15 protein-coding genes are annotated in these 16,415 nt (G+C 53.5%); 5 read left to right on the top strand and 10 right to left on the bottom strand.

The window, feature by feature from the left end; genetic code table 11:
• Window positions 1-12 precede the first annotated feature (12 nt).
• Window positions 13-1,461 carry a DUF1501 domain-containing protein gene (locus tag ACN0YN_RS06070; protein WP_417384097.1) on the top strand — a complete coding sequence of 483 codons (1,449 nt, stop codon included), beginning with the start codon at window positions 13-15 and terminating at the stop codon, window positions 1,459-1,461.
• A 278-nt stretch (window positions 1,462-1,739) separates the two neighbouring features.
• Here the strand turns inward: ACN0YN_RS06070 and ACN0YN_RS06065 are convergent, their stop codons facing one another.
• The 8 genes from ACN0YN_RS06065 to ACN0YN_RS06030 form a co-directional block, all read right to left on the bottom strand.
• Window positions 1,740-2,180 (bottom strand): NADAR family protein, encoded by a 441-nt coding sequence (locus ACN0YN_RS06065; protein WP_417384125.1) that lies wholly within the window; start codon window positions 2,178-2,180, stop codon window positions 1,740-1,742.
• A gap of 205 nt (window positions 2,181-2,385) precedes the next feature.
• A complete protein-coding gene (locus ACN0YN_RS06060) occupies window positions 2,386-2,766 on the bottom strand; it encodes a hypothetical protein (protein WP_417384096.1) in 381 nt (126 codons plus the stop codon).
• A 610-nt stretch (window positions 2,767-3,376) separates the two neighbouring features.
• Window positions 3,377-3,667, bottom strand: a complete 291-nt coding sequence (locus ACN0YN_RS06055) for a hypothetical protein (RefSeq protein ID WP_417384095.1) — start codon at window positions 3,665-3,667, stop codon at window positions 3,377-3,379.
• Between the two features lie 53 nt (window positions 3,668-3,720).
• Window positions 3,721-4,230, bottom strand: a complete 510-nt coding sequence (locus tag ACN0YN_RS06050; RefSeq protein ID WP_417384094.1) for a hypothetical protein — start codon at window positions 4,228-4,230, stop codon at window positions 3,721-3,723.
• A 38-nt stretch (window positions 4,231-4,268) separates the two neighbouring features.
• Complete coding sequence (locus ACN0YN_RS06045) at window positions 4,269-4,856, bottom strand: type II secretion system protein (protein ID WP_417384093.1); 588 nt, start codon at window positions 4,854-4,856, stop codon at window positions 4,269-4,271.
• Between the two features lie 17 nt (window positions 4,857-4,873).
• Entirely contained in the window at window positions 4,874-5,296 is a 423-nt protein-coding gene (locus ACN0YN_RS06040) for a hypothetical protein (RefSeq protein WP_417384092.1), read from the bottom strand.
• Between the two features lie 435 nt (window positions 5,297-5,731).
• On the bottom strand, window positions 5,732-6,562 hold the full coding sequence (locus ACN0YN_RS06035) for a hypothetical protein (protein ID WP_417384091.1): 831 nt from the start codon (window positions 6,560-6,562) through the stop codon (window positions 5,732-5,734).
• An 84-nt stretch (window positions 6,563-6,646) separates the two neighbouring features.
• The gene (locus ACN0YN_RS06030; protein ID WP_417384090.1) at window positions 6,647-6,874 is read right to left on the bottom strand and encodes a hypothetical protein; all 228 of its coding nucleotides are present in this window, start codon (window positions 6,872-6,874) and stop codon (window positions 6,647-6,649) included.
• A gap of 286 nt (window positions 6,875-7,160) precedes the next feature.
• Between ACN0YN_RS06030 and ACN0YN_RS06025 the strand changes: the two genes are divergently transcribed.
• The gene (locus ACN0YN_RS06025) at window positions 7,161-8,027 is read left to right on the top strand and encodes an FCD domain-containing protein (RefSeq protein WP_417384089.1); all 867 of its coding nucleotides are present in this window, start codon (window positions 7,161-7,163) and stop codon (window positions 8,025-8,027) included.
• A 1-nt stretch (window position 8,028) separates the two neighbouring features.
• Here the strand turns inward: ACN0YN_RS06025 and queF are convergent, their stop codons facing one another.
• Together queF and ACN0YN_RS06015 are read right to left on the bottom strand one after the other, a co-directional pair.
• Window positions 8,029-8,403: a preQ(1) synthase gene (gene queF / locus ACN0YN_RS06020; RefSeq protein WP_417384088.1), complete on the bottom strand. Its 375-nt coding sequence runs from the start codon at window positions 8,401-8,403 to the stop codon at window positions 8,029-8,031.
• A 114-nt stretch (window positions 8,404-8,517) separates the two neighbouring features.
• Window positions 8,518-9,990, bottom strand: a complete 1,473-nt coding sequence (locus ACN0YN_RS06015; RefSeq protein ID WP_417384087.1) for an acyltransferase family protein — start codon at window positions 9,988-9,990, stop codon at window positions 8,518-8,520.
• Window positions 9,991-10,148: 158 nt separating this feature from the next.
• Here ACN0YN_RS06015 and galE point away from each other — a divergent pair, with 158 nt between their 5' ends.
• From galE to ACN0YN_RS06000, 3 genes are all read left to right on the top strand, one after another.
• Window positions 10,149-11,180, top strand: coding sequence for a UDP-glucose 4-epimerase GalE (gene galE / locus ACN0YN_RS06010; protein ID WP_417384086.1), 1,032 nt, complete (start codon window positions 10,149-10,151; stop codon window positions 11,178-11,180).
• The gene (locus tag ACN0YN_RS06005) at window positions 11,177-14,026 is read left to right on the top strand and encodes a DEAD/DEAH box helicase (RefSeq protein ID WP_417384085.1); all 2,850 of its coding nucleotides are present in this window, start codon (window positions 11,177-11,179) and stop codon (window positions 14,024-14,026) included. The genes galE and ACN0YN_RS06005 overlap by 4 nt, the downstream gene beginning before the upstream one ends.
• 151 nt (window positions 14,027-14,177) lie before the next feature.
• Window positions 14,178-16,280 (top strand): alpha/beta hydrolase, encoded by a 2,103-nt coding sequence (locus ACN0YN_RS06000; protein WP_417384084.1) that lies wholly within the window; start codon window positions 14,178-14,180, stop codon window positions 16,278-16,280.
• The last annotated feature ends 135 nt before the right edge of the window (window positions 16,281-16,415 follow it).

Here is a 16,415-nt window from a genome sequence, read left to right as displayed (position 1 = left end):
CCGGAAACCGTCATGCAGATTGACCTGAACGACAGACAACACGAATTCACCCGCCGCCAGTTCTTCCGTCGCAACGCGACCGGCATCGGAGCCGCCGCGCTCGGTTCACTGCTCAACCCGGGTCTGTTCGCCGGTGAATCGCCGTCAGTTACCAGTTCGCATTTTCCGGGCAAAGCCAAACGGGTCATCTATCTCTTCATGCATGGCGGCCCGTCGCAGATGGAACTCTTCGACTACAAACCCCGACTCAAGCAGTTGAACTCGTCGCCACTCCCCGATTCCGTTCGCGGCGATCAGCGTTTGACCGGCATGACCTCCAGCCAGAAGTCGTTCCCTATCGCCGCCCCCAATCAGTTCCGTTTCCAGCAGCATGGCGAGAGCGGCACCTGGGTCAGCGATGCGCTACCGCACTTCGCGCGCGTGATCGACGATGTCTGCGTGATCAAATCGATGCACACCGAAGCCATCAACCACGACCCCGCAGTCACCCTGATGCAGACCGGCCACCAGCAACCGGGGCGCCCCAGTTTCGGCGCCTGGTCGAGCTACGGCTTAGGCAGTGAGAACCAGAATCTCCCCTCGTTCGTCGTCCTGATCTCCGACGGCAGTGCTTCGCGACCGGCAGATCCGCTGTATGCGCGCTTGTGGGGCACCGGCTTTCTCCCCTCCAGCCACCAGGGTGTCAACTTCCGCAAGAACGGCGATCCGGTGTTGTACCTCTCCAATCCGCCGGGCATCAACGACGCCAGCCGTCGCGGCATGCTGGACGGGCTCTCCCAACTCAATCAACGACAGTTCGACGATTACCGCGATCCCGAAATCCAGACCCGCATCGCACAATACGAAATGGCGTATCGCATGCAGACCTCGGTTCCCGACCTGACCGACTTCTCCAGTGAAACCGAGCAGACCTTCCAACTCTACGGCGACGCCTCCCGCAAGCCGGGCACTTACGCCGCCAACTGCCTGCTGGCCCGTCGCATGGCAGAGCGGGGTGTGCGGTTCATTCAACTTTACCATCGCGGCTGGGACCAGCATTACAACCTCCCCAGTGATCTCCGCCTGCAATGTGGCGACATCGATCAGCCCACTGCAGCGCTGCTGACCGACCTCAAGCAGCGCGGTCTGCTCGATGATACCCTCATCGTCTGGGGCGGTGAATTCGGTCGTACGATTTACAGCCAGGGTACTCTCACCAGCACCGATTACGGCAGAGACCATCACGGCCGCTGCTTCACCATGTGGCTGGCCGGCGGCGGCATCAAACCCGGCATCTCCTACGGTGCCACCGACGACTTCTGCTACAACGTCGCCGAAAACCCGGTCCACATCCACGATCTCAACGCTACGCTATTACACTGCATGGGCCTGAACCACGAGCGCCTGATCTTCAAACACCAGGGCCGCGACTACCGCCTGACCGACGTCCACGGCACCGTGATCGACAAAATCCTCGCATAGTTTGATTCGACCGGGTGGCACTGGTGGCTCGCCACCAGTGAAATAAATATCGACACCCGAATCCCAAAAATGGGTGGGCCCGAATAAAATTCGGGCCGAGCGCAGCGAGCAGGAAACTGTCAGAGAAGGCAAGCAATTCAGCCCTTAATTTCCACCCAATGCAGGAACAGCTTCACAAAACATATTCTGAATCAGAAGTCTTCCCTGCCACCTCCCGTTGTCTGCGACAACACCGAATTGCATTCGGTGCCACCCAGCAACCTGAAATAGCATGGACTTCACTCAGCCTCCCGAAGTTCCCCACGGACCCGCACCAGGATCTCCCCCAGCCGATTGAGCCCGGTGCCGTCCTTGCCGCAACCCCAGTAGTAATCACCGGGTGCATTCTCCACGATATCCTGTTCTCCGGTCGACAGCAGCAGAATCTTCAGTTCCGCGTGTGTCTGAAATTTCCTGAGCACTCCCTGGTACATGATCCCCTCCTTGACCTCTTCCCAGTCAGCCCGCAGCGGAACCTTGCGGCTCCGTCCCAGATTCGCAGCCTGTTTCGCATTGTGCGCATTCCGGATACGTTCGCGGTAGTCTGCCTCTGCAAACTTCTGCGCCTGAAAATAATGCTCGACCGTCGGCCACCAGAATCCATCCAGTTCCACTCCATGCGGCGAAAAATTCGAAAACTCACCGTACGTATCGTTTTTTGTGTAGAAATAAATCGTCATTTCATTCCCAGTACCATACTCCAGCTCACCTTTCAGCGGGTGGGCCCGAATGTAATTCGGGCCGAGCGCAGCGAGCAGGAAACAAACAGTGCCATCATTCAACTCAATAAATGGCAACCAGCCAATGCGAAAACCGATTCCCAATACTTACTCTGAATTCGAAATCTTCCCCGTCAGCATCCTGTTGTCTACTTAATAGCATGCATCAGAAATCACGCAGAGGATTATTCTCCTCAGGATGAAAATGGAGTCGATAATGATAGTAACGAAACCAGTCAACGGCATCTTCTACACTCTGACAAGCCCCCGCACCAAAAGTTCGGTCGATATACTGAGCCGTGACGAAATTATATCCTGCCCGATACGAATTCTGCTGATGAGTGGTCATATCGCTGATATGCTCTACCGTCACCTGAAAACGTTCGGCCATCAGGTACGTCAGCAGTTCTCCCCAGCGACTGCGCGTCTGGATATACAACACAGGTCGTCCCGCCGCAATATCGGCTTCACTCTGTTGTTGACCGCGCTCCAACTCAACCGGATCCATTTCCTGTAACGCACTGCATTCCTTTTTAATAACAAACATAATACTCCTTACTATTTTTAGATGAAGAACAACCATATTTTTTTGTGGGGGAGGGAGGGTGAGCCCGAATGCAATTCAGGCCGAGCGCAGCGAGCAGGAAACTGTCAGAGCAAGCAAGCAAATCAGCACCGGCTGTCCAACCCAACTGCTAACTGGAATCGAAGAGAGTCACCTGACTTGCAGGTGCACCCCGTCAGTTTCCTATTGTCTGCGACAACACCGAATTACATTCGGTGCCACCCACGACTTTCTAATATAACAGGCAGTCCTCACAGAGAATGTGAATCGATCTGCATGTCCGGGTAATCCAACTGCGATGAAACAACATCAATAAAACACCCCGGGTGGCACTGGTGGCTCGCCACCAGTGAAAGAAATATCGACACCCGAACAACAAAAAAGGGTGGGCCCGAATAAAATTCGGGCCGAGCGCAGCGAGCAGGAGGTCGCAGTTCCAGAGTTCGATTTAATCAGAGGAATCCGACTCACTATCGCTACCAGAGCAAGAAACGATTCCTCACCAGACAGCAGTCACCCTGCCACATCCCGTTGTCTGCGACAACACCGAATTGCATTCGGTGCCACCCCGTCTGGGAAAGACAACACGCACTCAACCCTGAAACCGTGCTTCAATAAACGTCGCAATGTCCCGCGTCAGATCTTCTGCGGCTTCCGTATTCGCAACCACGATATAGCCCGACCAGATATCCCATTCCAGGCCGACACGCAGACCCTCCCGCTGATATTCCTGAAACAGTTCATCCGCGCCGATCACCAGTTCCCCCACTGGTTCCAGTTGAAACTGTTTCGCGACTGCTTTGGTAATCGACGGATATTTCACTGAATCGATCTCGTAAAAATCAAAAGTCAATCCCTGGCTGGCATTTCGATATTCGTGCATTTCTCATGGGGTCTCTCTCTGAACAGAGCGTCCTAAATCAATCTCATGTGAATTCAGGCAGCGTTACGAATCACGTCCTGGACTTCAAACTCCTGGGCATCCATGAAAAAACAGCATCTGCCGTACAATGCTTTTTTCCCGAAGTCATCAAACAGATTATTCCCCAGAGGCGTCATTAAGACTTCATCCGGACACAGGCCCTGCTGATGATTCTGGTCAATGGCAATCCAGTGTTCCCGGGCCAGTTTTTCCAGTACCACGTTGAACGCGGGATAATTGTAAAACACCAGCACGTTCCCGTCATCCATCTTCTGCGGATTCATATCCGGGTGGTACTCAAAGATCTCGGTCACGACCTCCCTTGCATATTCCTCGGCGGCCGCATCGTCCAGACCGTTTTCCAGCAGCACAATCGTGCCATATTTGAGAATCAGAAAATCTTTGTCCCGGTCCGTGTAATACGCAAACCGCTCAACAAGTTCAGCATACTCCGACCGGAAGTCAGGCTTCCAGGCAGGGACGGGAGGAAACGACTCCTCAATTTCGTTACGTTGATTTTCCATAGTGATACTGCCTCACGATTCAGGCGGAAAGCCGCAACTCATGGAGCGCCTGGTTCGGCTGGAGGAAATTGTAACGTATTAATGTACTCGCGCATCATAGCAGGTAATGCGGTCATTTCATCAGAAATTAAAAAATTAACATGCCACCACTCACCATCCCGGTTGATGTAGAGGTCGTATTCTGACTGGGCTCCATCATCGAACATATATTCGCGTGTAATGGCCATCTTTTCATAGGCAGGATAATTCTGAAATTTCAATTTCGAATAATGTACTAATTCTTCTTCAGGAGGGATATTATGTTTTGAAATATATAAAAGTGACTTTACACGTCGGCCCGGAGTACCACGCGGCGAAATACTGAGTATCGGGTCGTGCACAACTGAAGTCTGTGACTGGTCCCAGTTCAATGGTGCGATGATGGACAGCCCCGTGGGATGAGCAACTCGATTCTGTTCATTCGGCGCAACAACAGGAATCATCCTCCCGTGGGGACCTTTGGGGTTTCTACTTCGACGTACGACAGGTAAAACAAGGGCGCTTAATCCCATGATAACCAACACAACAACCAGGATTTCCCACTTCGTGAAACCGCTGCGTCTCGCTTGTTTCATCAAACCGTCCATGCACTAACTCTCACAAATCAGTCGACTGTCTGCACCTGCGTTGTTCCCGCGACGACAGTTTCAGGCAGCATGAACAGCCCGGTCGCGGTTGGCCCCGGATTTCCTTCGGCGGGCTGCCACTGTTTCACGATGCTTTTTCCCGCGCTGCTTTTGAACGTGGTCTGAAACCGCTGTGGTCTCCCGTTCGGATAAGTCACTTCGACAATGCCGATCACATGTTGGGGATACCGGGTATCCACGTCAATCGCATCCACCGAACCGGACGGCAGCGCCCGGGTGATTTCCGTCAGAGGCAGTTCCTTATACAGGCTGTGGACGGCCCCCGCATTCTCCATCACCGCAAACGGCTTCGCCTGCTTCTCAACTTTGTGGCTCCGATTGAATCCGAACAGCGCAACCACAACCACCAACACAGCCAGCTTCACAAATAACCGCGTCACAGCAACTCCCCCTGACTTCCGTAGCAGGAAGTTGAAAAAAGGTGCGACACACATTAAAGAAGACACGCGTGTGCCAGAACCAGGGCCGGAACAGAACAGCCTGAATCAGCCCGCCCCCATCATGCCACACTATCCACCTGAACACAAGCGAAGCTTCAGACATAAGAGCAACGCATTCGTAATGCGCAGGTCAGGAGTTCGACTCTCCCCGGCGTCTCTGCGTTTATTTGGAGAAAAGTTGCGTTGCCCCTGCGACTAGAGTAATGGGTATCAGAACAGCGCCAGCAAGAACCATAGCTGCTTGAAATTTTTTGTTTCCCAACAAATGCCTCTATTGCTCAAGGATGTTAGTGAAAACATCTCCTATACACAACATGTAACTCACTTGAACGGTCCCATGACAATAGCTCCATTTCACGAAACAGTTACCTGGATTCACACGATCCTTGCGTCCAACTTATTGATTTTTTTGCAAATTGATTTTGACAGTTTACATAATTCTACAAGGGCTGCTTCATCCGAATTTTGTGGGTAGTTATTGAGGAGAATATTAAACTCGTTGATTAATGATTCCGCTTGGAAACGAGCATCGGAAAACTGAAAATTCAGATCGATTAAATCTGTACTATCCTTGTCGTCCTTGTTTTGGAAGTGCTCAGAACCTAAGCTTGCGAGTGAACCTATCAACGCGAGTGAGCCAGTGAAAATAGTTGCTGCAGGCCATGTTGTGGCTAAAGATGCCAGAACACCAGCACTTCCAACAGTAGCTGAAATAGAACCGGCAAGCCTCATGTACCTTGACTTGGATACTCTGGATCTTGCTATTACTTCTCTATTACGACAGCACTGAACGGCGTTATGCAACTCTTCTAGCTGCATCATTGACCGGGTGATAACGCGTGGGTCTGCTGGAACATACCGATCCTCTACCGAGTTAATATAATCAGTGGATAATGTATACGATTCATTTTCACTGAAAGGTTTAAAGATCTGTTGTTGCTCTGAATCATTCCGTACCGATGTGACTTTTTCGTCTATGCCGGTATCAGTGATGGAATCGACCGTGCATCCTGTTAAAACTGTATCACACTGGAAAGTAGCTATGGGCGAATCCATGTAATTCGATATACTCACGCAGTGTATTTCTGAATTAGTGTCTGACTTTATTTCTGTCGCAATCTCTCGACTCTTAACTGTAAGGCTATCATCCGAATTTTCACCAACAAAATCAGTAGGTCCAAGCTCGTTAATAACTTTAGATTCCATCTCTAATTAAACCTCCATGAAATAGAAAAAGATTCCCTCAAGTCCTCTCCCCATAACTTTGAAGGTCAGCGAAAAACCGAATGCTTAAGACTGCAAATTCTCCAGAAAAGCAACGCGTGCTGCCTGCTCTGGCTCCGGGGCCCCAAAACCTTTGCCTGCATTATTCTTTGCAGCCTTCTGTTCAATATAAGCTGTTTTTGCAACTTCTACTGCTGAGAGCAACTTCGTCTGCATAGTGGACAGGACATCGGCCGCCCCTTTGCTCTCAATGTTTTTAAAGAAATCATCGAGTGGAATAGGTGGCAATGACATAGAGATTCCTCCTGAATACATTTAGTAGAATTAAGAACTTCCATTTCCCAACACACAACATGATGTGCAGTAATCAAGACCCTACCATAACATATTGCGTGAACAAAATCAAGTAGTCAACCCAAAACCACTTCGTAAACTTATGTGTAATAAGTGCTTAAAAATTAAATTTCTTTCAACCAGAAAAAATATCCGGTTTATCATCACGCTGGAATCAAAAGCCCACCATTTACATTGTCACCAATATCACATACAATCGCCTCGACAGGTATTCGACCGAGGGGCGATGATGCAGATTTTGACACTCACCAGTTATATCAAAGCCGATCTGATTGCGCGGCTGTCGCGGGATGAGCTGCCGCCGGAATCGCTGACGCTTGCTGCGCTCTCGGATCATTACAAGGTCAGCGTCACCCCCATCTATCACGCCATCAATGAGCTGATCGAAGAAGGCTATCTCTATCGTGAAAAGAATCGGCGGCTCTGCGTCAACAGTGACCGGATCGGCGATGCGCGAACCGCGGCAAAGTCACCGCAGCCGGCGCCCCCCGAAGATCATTTCAAACGGATCACCGATGACCTGCTTACGATGAGCCTCAAAGGGGAGGCTCTGTTTCTGCGGGAAATGGCGTCTGCGAAAAAATATGGAATCAGCCGCACCAGCCTGCGAAATATTTTCAATCGCCTGGCAGGGGACGGTATGCTGGAACATGTCCCCCGGCGCGGCTGGAAACTGCGGTCGTTCAATCAGCACGATCTCGATGCCTTTATCGAAGTCCGCGTGGTCCTCGAACTCAAGGCGCTCGAGCTCTCCAAAGGGAGCCTCGACCGAAGTGTGCTGCAGAAGATCCTCGCCGGCAACCAGGTCCCCGCTACGGATGACGAACCGCTGCAGATCGACAACAGTCTGCACGAATATCTGATCAAGCAGTCGGACAACTATTACATCATCAGTTTCTTCGATCGGCACGGCCGCTATTTCGATCTGCTGTTCCTCTGGGAATCAAACGACCGCGCCGCCGCAATTCAGGAAATCCAGCAGCATCAGCGCATCCTCAACGCCTTGCTCGAGGAAGACTGGACGACCGCGCGGCAGGAACTCGAATTCCACCTCCGCAGCAATCATCCCGTGTTATCGCAGCTGAAACGCTGAATCAGTCGTCCGACGGTTCTTTGTGATGCGAAACGGTGACCGTGCTGCTGATGCCGCCGCGGGGAGTGAACTCGGCCCGCAGTTCCATCCAGCGGGGATCGGTGATCGCGACCAGATCGTCCAGAATGCGGTTGGTCACGTCTTCATAAAAGGCACCGACGTTGCGGTAGCTCTGCAGATACATTTTCAGTGACTTGAGCTCGAAGCAGACCTTGTCCGGAATGTACGTGATGATCAGCGTGCCATAATCGGGCTGGCCGGTTTTGGGGCAGACCGATGTGAATTCCGGGCACACGGTTTCCATCACATAGTCGCGGTTGGGGTGGGGGTTCTCAAATGTTTCCAGCAGTTCGCGGGAGGCTTCGTTTTCGCTCATGATCGTCTGTTTCTGTTCTCTTCTGTTTCGAATGAATCCATTGAAAGTGAACGTGTTCTATAGGCATTCCGCAGCCCGTGCAAGCAAAGCCAGCCTGTTTTCAGGCAATTCCGATCAAATCTTGATGAAGATCCGCTGCAGATACATCCACAGACAGATCAGCCACAATACGAACAGCACGGTCGCCGAGACCGCAATGGGAGCATACGGACAGTCGGCGCTGAACAGTGAACCGCCCACCGACCAGCCGGTCGCCTGATCGAATGTGGTCAGATGGATCTTGAGTGATTTCTGGATCCAGGGTCGAATCAGCTGGGCCATGCAGTACATGGCGATGGAATTCATACCGACCACCACAAACGGGAAGGCCCATTTTTTGTAGCCTTTGACATCGATGATCCAGTAAAAGACCGCCAGGAACCAGAAGGCCCAGCCCGCGCTGAAAATGGCCCAGCCAGGCGACCAGATGCGTTTCACAATCGGCACCAGATGCCATTCCCAGTTGCTGATATTCACCGGCCAGATCGACGTATCCAGCAGCATCGAAACACCAAAGCAGATCAGCCCCGCCTGCAGCAGCCGCATGACCTTCATGTTATCGCCCCGATTGGAGATCAGCAGCTGTCCCGCCATCAGGCCAAACAGCATCGTGGCAATTGACGGGATGAAATTCAATGTCTGGTAGCCGCCGTTATTCACCCAGAAGGTATCTCCCTGGTCGGGATCGTCTTTGGGGTTATCGTACCGCGGAAACATGTTTAACAGCTGACGATCCACGGCCGCTGCCGCGTTGGTATGTTTGTTCCAGGCACTGCCGATCCCGGAGAACTGCGACCACTCCGCTTCGTCCTTATGCTGAACTTCCTTCAGGTAGGTTTTGACGGCCGCCAGTTCGTCTTCAGGAGGCATGTACTGATAGAAAAAGAACCAGTAGCCCCCCAGTATCGTGACCATGCCAATCATCTGTGTCATGAACGAGCGGTTCACATAAAAGAAGACCACCAGGTATCCCAGTCCGATCTGACACAGGACATTCGCGAACGTGAAATTTGTCTGCGGCCCGGACTGCGAGGAGAGAAAGACCCCCAGCGCGACCAGCAGCACGGCGCGAAAGAGTGCATGCATCCAGATCTTGAATGTGGAATCCCCTTTTTCTTTGCGCTTGCGCACGGAGAAGGGCATCGATACGCCGACCATGAACATGAACGAAGGCTGAATCAGATCCCAGAAGCCGGCCCCCGTCCATTCGACGTGGCTCAACTGATAGGACAGGGTCTGCCAGAGTGTTTTCCAGGAGGAGTCCCACTGGGTCCCGTCATACTTGTCGAGTATTTCGGGAGAATTATGGACCACACTGGCAATCGCCAGGCCGCCTGACGCCATCGCCAGCATCACGAAGCCGCGATAGGCGTCCAGTGAGACCAGCCGCTGGTTCGCTGGCGGCTTTTTCTTTTCTTTGACGCGCAGATCCTGCTCCGTCACCGCTTTGGCCGGTTCCACTTCGGCGGAGACTTCCACGCCCGGAGTCTGCTGCAGCGGAATGGTTTCGGAGTTTTGCGAGTCGGAATTGGGATTATTTTGCGACATCTGATTTACCGATGACTGAAAAACAGCTAATGTATGGCAGGAATCACTCAGCATGATCGATTCAAAGACCGATGGCTACTGTTATCGTACCCGTTTTGGAATACAACGTAAATCATCTTTCAATAAACCTCGACTGACTTTCACTTTAAGAAGACCTCATGACGATCCTTGTTACCGGCGGCGCGGGTTATATCGGCTCACACTGTGTTCAGCAACTGCTTGCATCCGGGCAGAAAGTATGTGTCATCGACAACCTGTCCCGCGGACACCGGGAAGCGGTTCCTTCCCAGGCCTCGTTTTTTCAGCTTGATTTGGGCGAGACCGATGAACTGATCGATGTCATGAAGTCGCAGCGGATCGAAAAGGTGATTCATTTCGCGGCCCTCGCCTATGTCGGCGAATCGGTCGAAAACCCGCTGCCTTACTATGCCAACAACACCGCGGGCACGCTCTCACTGCTGCAGGCGATGCGACAGTCGCGCGTCAGCCAGATTGTGTTCAGTTCCACCTGCGCCACCTATGGCATTCCGGAACAGATTCCCGTCACCGAAGCAAGCGCACAAAGTCCCATCAATCCATACGGCTGGTCGAAACTCTTCATCGAGCAGATTCTGACCGACTGTGCCTGCAGTTATCCCAACTTCGGGTTTATCGGCCTGCGGTACTTCAACGTCGCCGGTTGCTCGATGAACGGTTCGCTGGGAGAAGATCACAATCCCGAAACACACCTGATTCCCAACTGCCTGAATACGGCACTCGGCAAACAGTCGCATGTGACCATCCTGGGGAACGACTACCCGACCGCGGACGGCACCTGTATCCGCGACTATATTCATGTCGAAGACATCTGCCGGGCCCATCTGCTGGCATTGAACGCACTCACGCCGCAGGCCAACCGGTTCTACAATGTCGGACTGGGGAGCGGATTCTCTGTACTCGACGTCGTGAAGACGGCAGAGCAGGTGACCGGCTGTGAAATCCCCATTGAATACCAGGCCCGCCGTCCCGGTGACCCGCCGATACTATCTGCTTCTCACGAAAAAATCAGCAGCGAACTGGGCTGGACGCCCCGCCACACCGCGTTGACAGACATCATTCAGTCCGCCTGGAACTGGTTTCAGAAGCACCCCGATGGTTATCAGGACAAGACATCCCGAACGACATCCACCGATTCCGGGGAGAACCCGTGAGCGACGGTTTTCCTGAAATCCGGTTTCAGGGACAACTCCGCCCCTCCCAGGCCGAGGCGATTGCCGTTGTCGAACAGCAGCTGGCCGCCGGTCAGAAGCGTCTGCATATCGTCGCGCCTCCCGGTTCCGGCAAAACGGTATTAGGACTGTTTCTCTGGGCGCAGCACATCCGCAAACCGGCGCTGGTGCTTTCACCGAATTCTGCGATTCAGTCCCAGTGGGCCGCCCGCACCGACCTGTTTCAGTCTTCGCTTGCACCACATCAACTGGTTTCGACCGAAACGAACAGCAGCGCCTTGTTGACTTCACTGACCTACCAGTCCGTCACGCTGCCGCGACAGGGGGACGCCGATCTCGAAGCCGACGCGATCGACTTCTGGGTGGATGTCCTCATTTATAAGGAACAGGCACAGGACCCGGCGGAAGCCCAGATCTGGATCAACGACCTCAAAGTGCATAATCCCGATTACTTTGAGAAACGAATGCGCGTTTATCGCAAAGCGGTACGCGACGCTGCGATCCTCAAAGGGAACGCGCTGGAGATGCTGCACGATTCGTCGCAGGAGACTCTGGAAAACTTCAAACAACTGGGGCTCGGCTTGATCATCCTCGATGAATGTCATCACCTGATGGGGCACTGGGGTCGGGTGCTGGCTGATGCACACGACTATCTGGATCAGCCGGTCATCATCGGCCTGACGGCAACGCCTCCCGATGAAAAGGGAAAACGCCCGGAAGACATCGACCGCTACAACGACTTCTTCGGTCCCATCGATTACGAGGTCCCGATCCCCGCGGTCGTCAAAGATGGTTACCTGGCCCCGTATCAGGACCTGGCTTACTTCGTGAGACCGACGCCCGAAGAATTGTCGTACGTCGCCAACACCGACGACCAGTTGCAGCTGATTATGGAAACGCTGTGTACGCCTCGCATCACCGCAGCAGAAGCGGAGCCAAAATCAGAAACTTCCCCTGATTCAGAAACCGAGGAACGGCCCCCCGTTGAACGTGCTGAACCGATGCAGGACTGGCTGCTGCAGGTGCTGACGAATCTGGATCTTCCTTCGGGCAAGGTTGAAGACTGGGCGACCTTTGAACGCCGCGACCCGGCACTCGCGCAAGCTTCGCGGTTGTTTCTGCAGGAACGAAGCGTTGCGCTTCCCGCGCATGTGCCGCCCCTTTCCGGCGATCTGATCGAAGAGGACATTCCCCGCCTGAACTACTGGGCTCCGGTACTCGATCGGTACATTCGGCATCGTCTCCGCCGTTCTCCCTCGCAGGCTGATCAGGAGTTGGCGCAACAGGCCATCGACCAGCTTCGCCTGCTGGGACTGCAGATCACTGAAACAGGCTGTCAGGCGTGTGCGTCTCCCGTCGGTCGCGTGATTGCGTATTCGCGAAATAAAATCAACGCGCTGGTTCCGATTCTCAGTCAGGAAATCGAAAACCTGCAGGAACAGATTCGTGCCGTGGTGATCGCTGATTTCGAAAAAACGTCAGCCACTTCCGCCGAAGTGGAACACCTGCTCGATGAAGAAGCAGGTGGCGCAATTGCCGCCTTCAAAGAACTGGTGAGTAATCCGCCCACCGACTGGCTGAACCCGGTACTGTTGACCGGCTCGAGCGTGCTGGTGGACGACGACATCGCCGATCAGCTGCAGAGCAGGGCAGAAGAGTGGCTGCAGGCCCGCAACATCGATGTCACATTGAGTCGCGAGCCCTTTGACGGCTTCGACCTGCTGAACGGCAGCGGTTCCCAGTGGTCGCCGCGTGTGTACGTCGAGATGATTACTGATCTGTTCCAGGCAGGCATCACCCGCTGTCTGGTCGGTACTCGCGGCCTGCTGGGGGAAGGCTGGGATGCGAACAAGATCAACGTGCTCATCGACCTGACCACCGTGACGACATCGATGACCGTCAATCAGTTACGGGGCCGTTCCTTTCGCCTCGATCCCGATCAGCCGGAAAAAGTTGCCAACAACTGGGACGTGGTCTGCATTGCCCCCGAGTTCACGAAGGGGCTGGACGACTACGAACGTTTCAACAAAAAACATTGCCGCCTGTTTGGTGTCACCGATGACGGACTGATCGAAAAAGGGGTCGGACACGTTCACGCCGCGTTTACCGAACTCAAGCCGGAAGGTCTGGAAGAATCAGTTCAGTTGCTCAACAGCGATATGCTGACCCGTTCCACCAAACGCGCTGAATCCCGCAAGCTCTGGAAGATCGGCGACCCCTATCAGGGCATCCCGTTAAAATCGATTGAGATCAACAGTTCGAGCCGCAAAGGGTCCGGCTGGGGCTTCATGCCGTTTCAGGGTCTGCGTTCTCCCTGGTCGGCGGAATCGTTAACCAAAGCGGTGAGCCGTGCCGTTCTGGAATCGTTACAGGAAGCGGGGCAGCTTTCGCACGAATCCTCACTGCAGATCGGTGCGCGATCGGGGAACTACATTCGCGTCTTTCTGGATAAGGCATCGGAGGCAGACTGCGAGCTGTTCCTTTCCGCCGTCAATCAGGTGTTCGGCCCTTTACAGGGCGCCCGCTATGTGATTCCCCGGCACGTCAATCAGATCGCAGAGACCTGGATTTCACGTTTGCTGCCCGATCTGCTCGGACGTTTTTTTCGCAAGACGGAAACCGATCTGGCGATGGTGCATGCGGTCCCGGCGACACTCGCGCGCAACAAAAGTCTGGTCGACATCTTCCAGTCTCGCTGGAATCAGCATGTCAGTCCAGGCGAAGCGCTGTACGCTTATCGCGGGGCAGGGGCGGAACTGGTCGAAGAAGCACAGCGGGCCGGCATCGTCCCCCACAGCAAAATCCATGAGAAAGAAATCTTCCTCTGAGCCCTCACAGCCTGATCAACTATTAATGCACATCAGACAGGTTTTTGCTCCCTTCTGCTGACAGACGAGAGGGGCACTGGTACAATAATTACCCTTATTAAGGAATTACACACTCTCCCGTTTCCCGCCTCTGCTGACGACAGGAATGATCATGGCTCTGAATTCACACCGCCGCCCGTTTCTCTGGCTGACCCTCCTCACACTTCTGCTCGCGACAACAGCCTCGCATGCCGCTGATCCTCGCAAAGTGATTGGCCCCAGCACCGCCGACCAGAACCTGAGCGATTACTTTCATGACCAGACCATGCAGTTGGCCAATCGCAGCCTCAAAAATATCAAGTCGCTCGAAGACTGGGAAAAGAAACGCGTCACGTACCGCAAACAGCTTTTTGAAATGCTGGGGCTCTCGCCACAACCTGCGAAAACTGATCTCAAACCGGAAATCACAGGCACGATCGAAAGCGATGGCTTCATCGTAGAGAACATCTCGTTTCAGTCCCGTCCCGGCCTGTACGTCACCGGGAACCTGTATCGTCCCGCGAAGCAGGAAGGGAAAATCCCTGCCATCCTGTATGTCTGCGGTCACGGCGGCGTTAAGAAAAACGGCATCATTTACGGCAACAAGGTCCATTACCAGCATCACGGCGAATGGTTCGCCCGCAATGGGTATGTCTGCCTGACGATTGATACACTGCAGCTGGGCGAAATCGAAGGCCTGCATCACGGCACCTACCGGGAAGGGATGTGGGAATGGCTTTCACGCGGTTACACTCCCGCAGGAGTGGAAGCCTGGAACTGCATCCGCGCCCTCGACTATCTGCAGTCGCGGCCTGAAGTGAATGGCGAGAAGCTGGGCGTCACCGGTCGCTCGGGTGGCGGAGCCTACAGCTGGTGGATCGCCGCACTGGATGAACGCATCAAAGCCGCCGTCCCGGTTGCCGGCATCACCTCTTTGAAAAATCATGTGATTGATGGCGTGATCGAAGGGCACTGCGACTGCATGTTCATGGTCAATACGTATCAATGGGATTACGCCCAGGTGGCTGCCCTCGTGGCGCCGCGACCGTTACTGATTTCGAACACCGATAAGGACAGCATTTTCCCCCTGGACGGCGTCGTCGATGTTTACCGCAGTGCCATGCAGATTTATGAACTGTATGGCGTCCCTCAGAATCTGGGTCTGCAGATCACCGAAGGTCCGCATAAAGATACACAGGAGCTGCGCATTCACGCGTTCCGCTGGTTCAATCATTTTCTCAAAGGGGATGACAGTCTGATCGAAATGGCGGCGACCAAATTCCACACTCCTGAAGAGTTGAAAGTCTTCCAGACACTGCCCGCAGACCAGAAGAATGCGAAAATCCAGGAGTCTTTTGTGAAACTGGCAGATCCCGCCCCCGTTCCGGCAGACACACAGGAGTGGGAACAGCAGACAGAACGCTGGAAACAGCAGTTGCTGAAGAAAACCTTCCGCGCCTGGCCTGAAAAAATCGACGCCATCAAACCCGAAGTAAAATCAGTTACCAAAGAGGGACTGGTACTGAAAACCATCTTCTTTGAAACTCAGAAACATGTGCCACTCGAACTGTTCATCGTGACGCCTGCAGGAAGCGATTCTTCTAACATCGAAAATGTCAATCTGGTCGTGCTGAATCAGTCCGATTGGGAAACTGACTTCAAACACATTCTTCCCTTTTTCCCGGGGAGGGAGGCAGAGCAGGCTTCCTCCGGGGAGAGTGAAAAACGGTTTCAGGATTTCCGAAAGCAGATTCTGGAAGCCGGAACTCCCGTTGCCTACTTCGCACCACGGGGCATCGGCCTGAGTCAATGGAACCAGAACGAGCGAAAACAGGTACAGATTCGTCGGCGTTTCTATCTCTTGGGTCAGTCCCTGGAGGGCATGCAGATCTGGGATGTCCGCCGCGCGATCCAGATCGTGAGGGCACAAACAGACTTCGTAAATGCGAAACTGACTTTAAACGGCAGCGGAAATGCAGCCGTCCTGTGTCTGTATGCATCGCTCTTCGAAAACGGAATCGAATCACTCGAACTGGAAGGATTACCCGTCTCTCACCAGAAGGGCCCCGCGCTGTTGAATGTGCTGCGATACCTGGATCTTCCCCAGGCACTCGCCATGGCGGCAACACGCAGTCCCGTGCTCTTAACGCATGCCAAATCAGAGGACTGGAGCTATCCCGCCGAAGTCAGCAAAAAGCTGGGCTGGGATCAAAGTCGGCTGCAGATTAAGAAATGAGGTAGAGAAATCGGAGCGAGTTTCAAACCCGAGTCTTCACTCTGTTTGCTCATTTCGCCTGCGCCGTTATAATCAGAACAGATTCACAGGCGGTATCAATCAGACACCGCCTCTGTTTCTGCACGATCAACGCAT

The organism is Gimesia sp. (assembly GCF_048260065.1).
Lineage (GTDB): Bacteria > Planctomycetota > Planctomycetia > Planctomycetales > Planctomycetaceae > Gimesia.
Note: the sequence above shows the minus strand (reverse complement) of the source record. Positions and strands in the feature narration are given on the sequence as shown.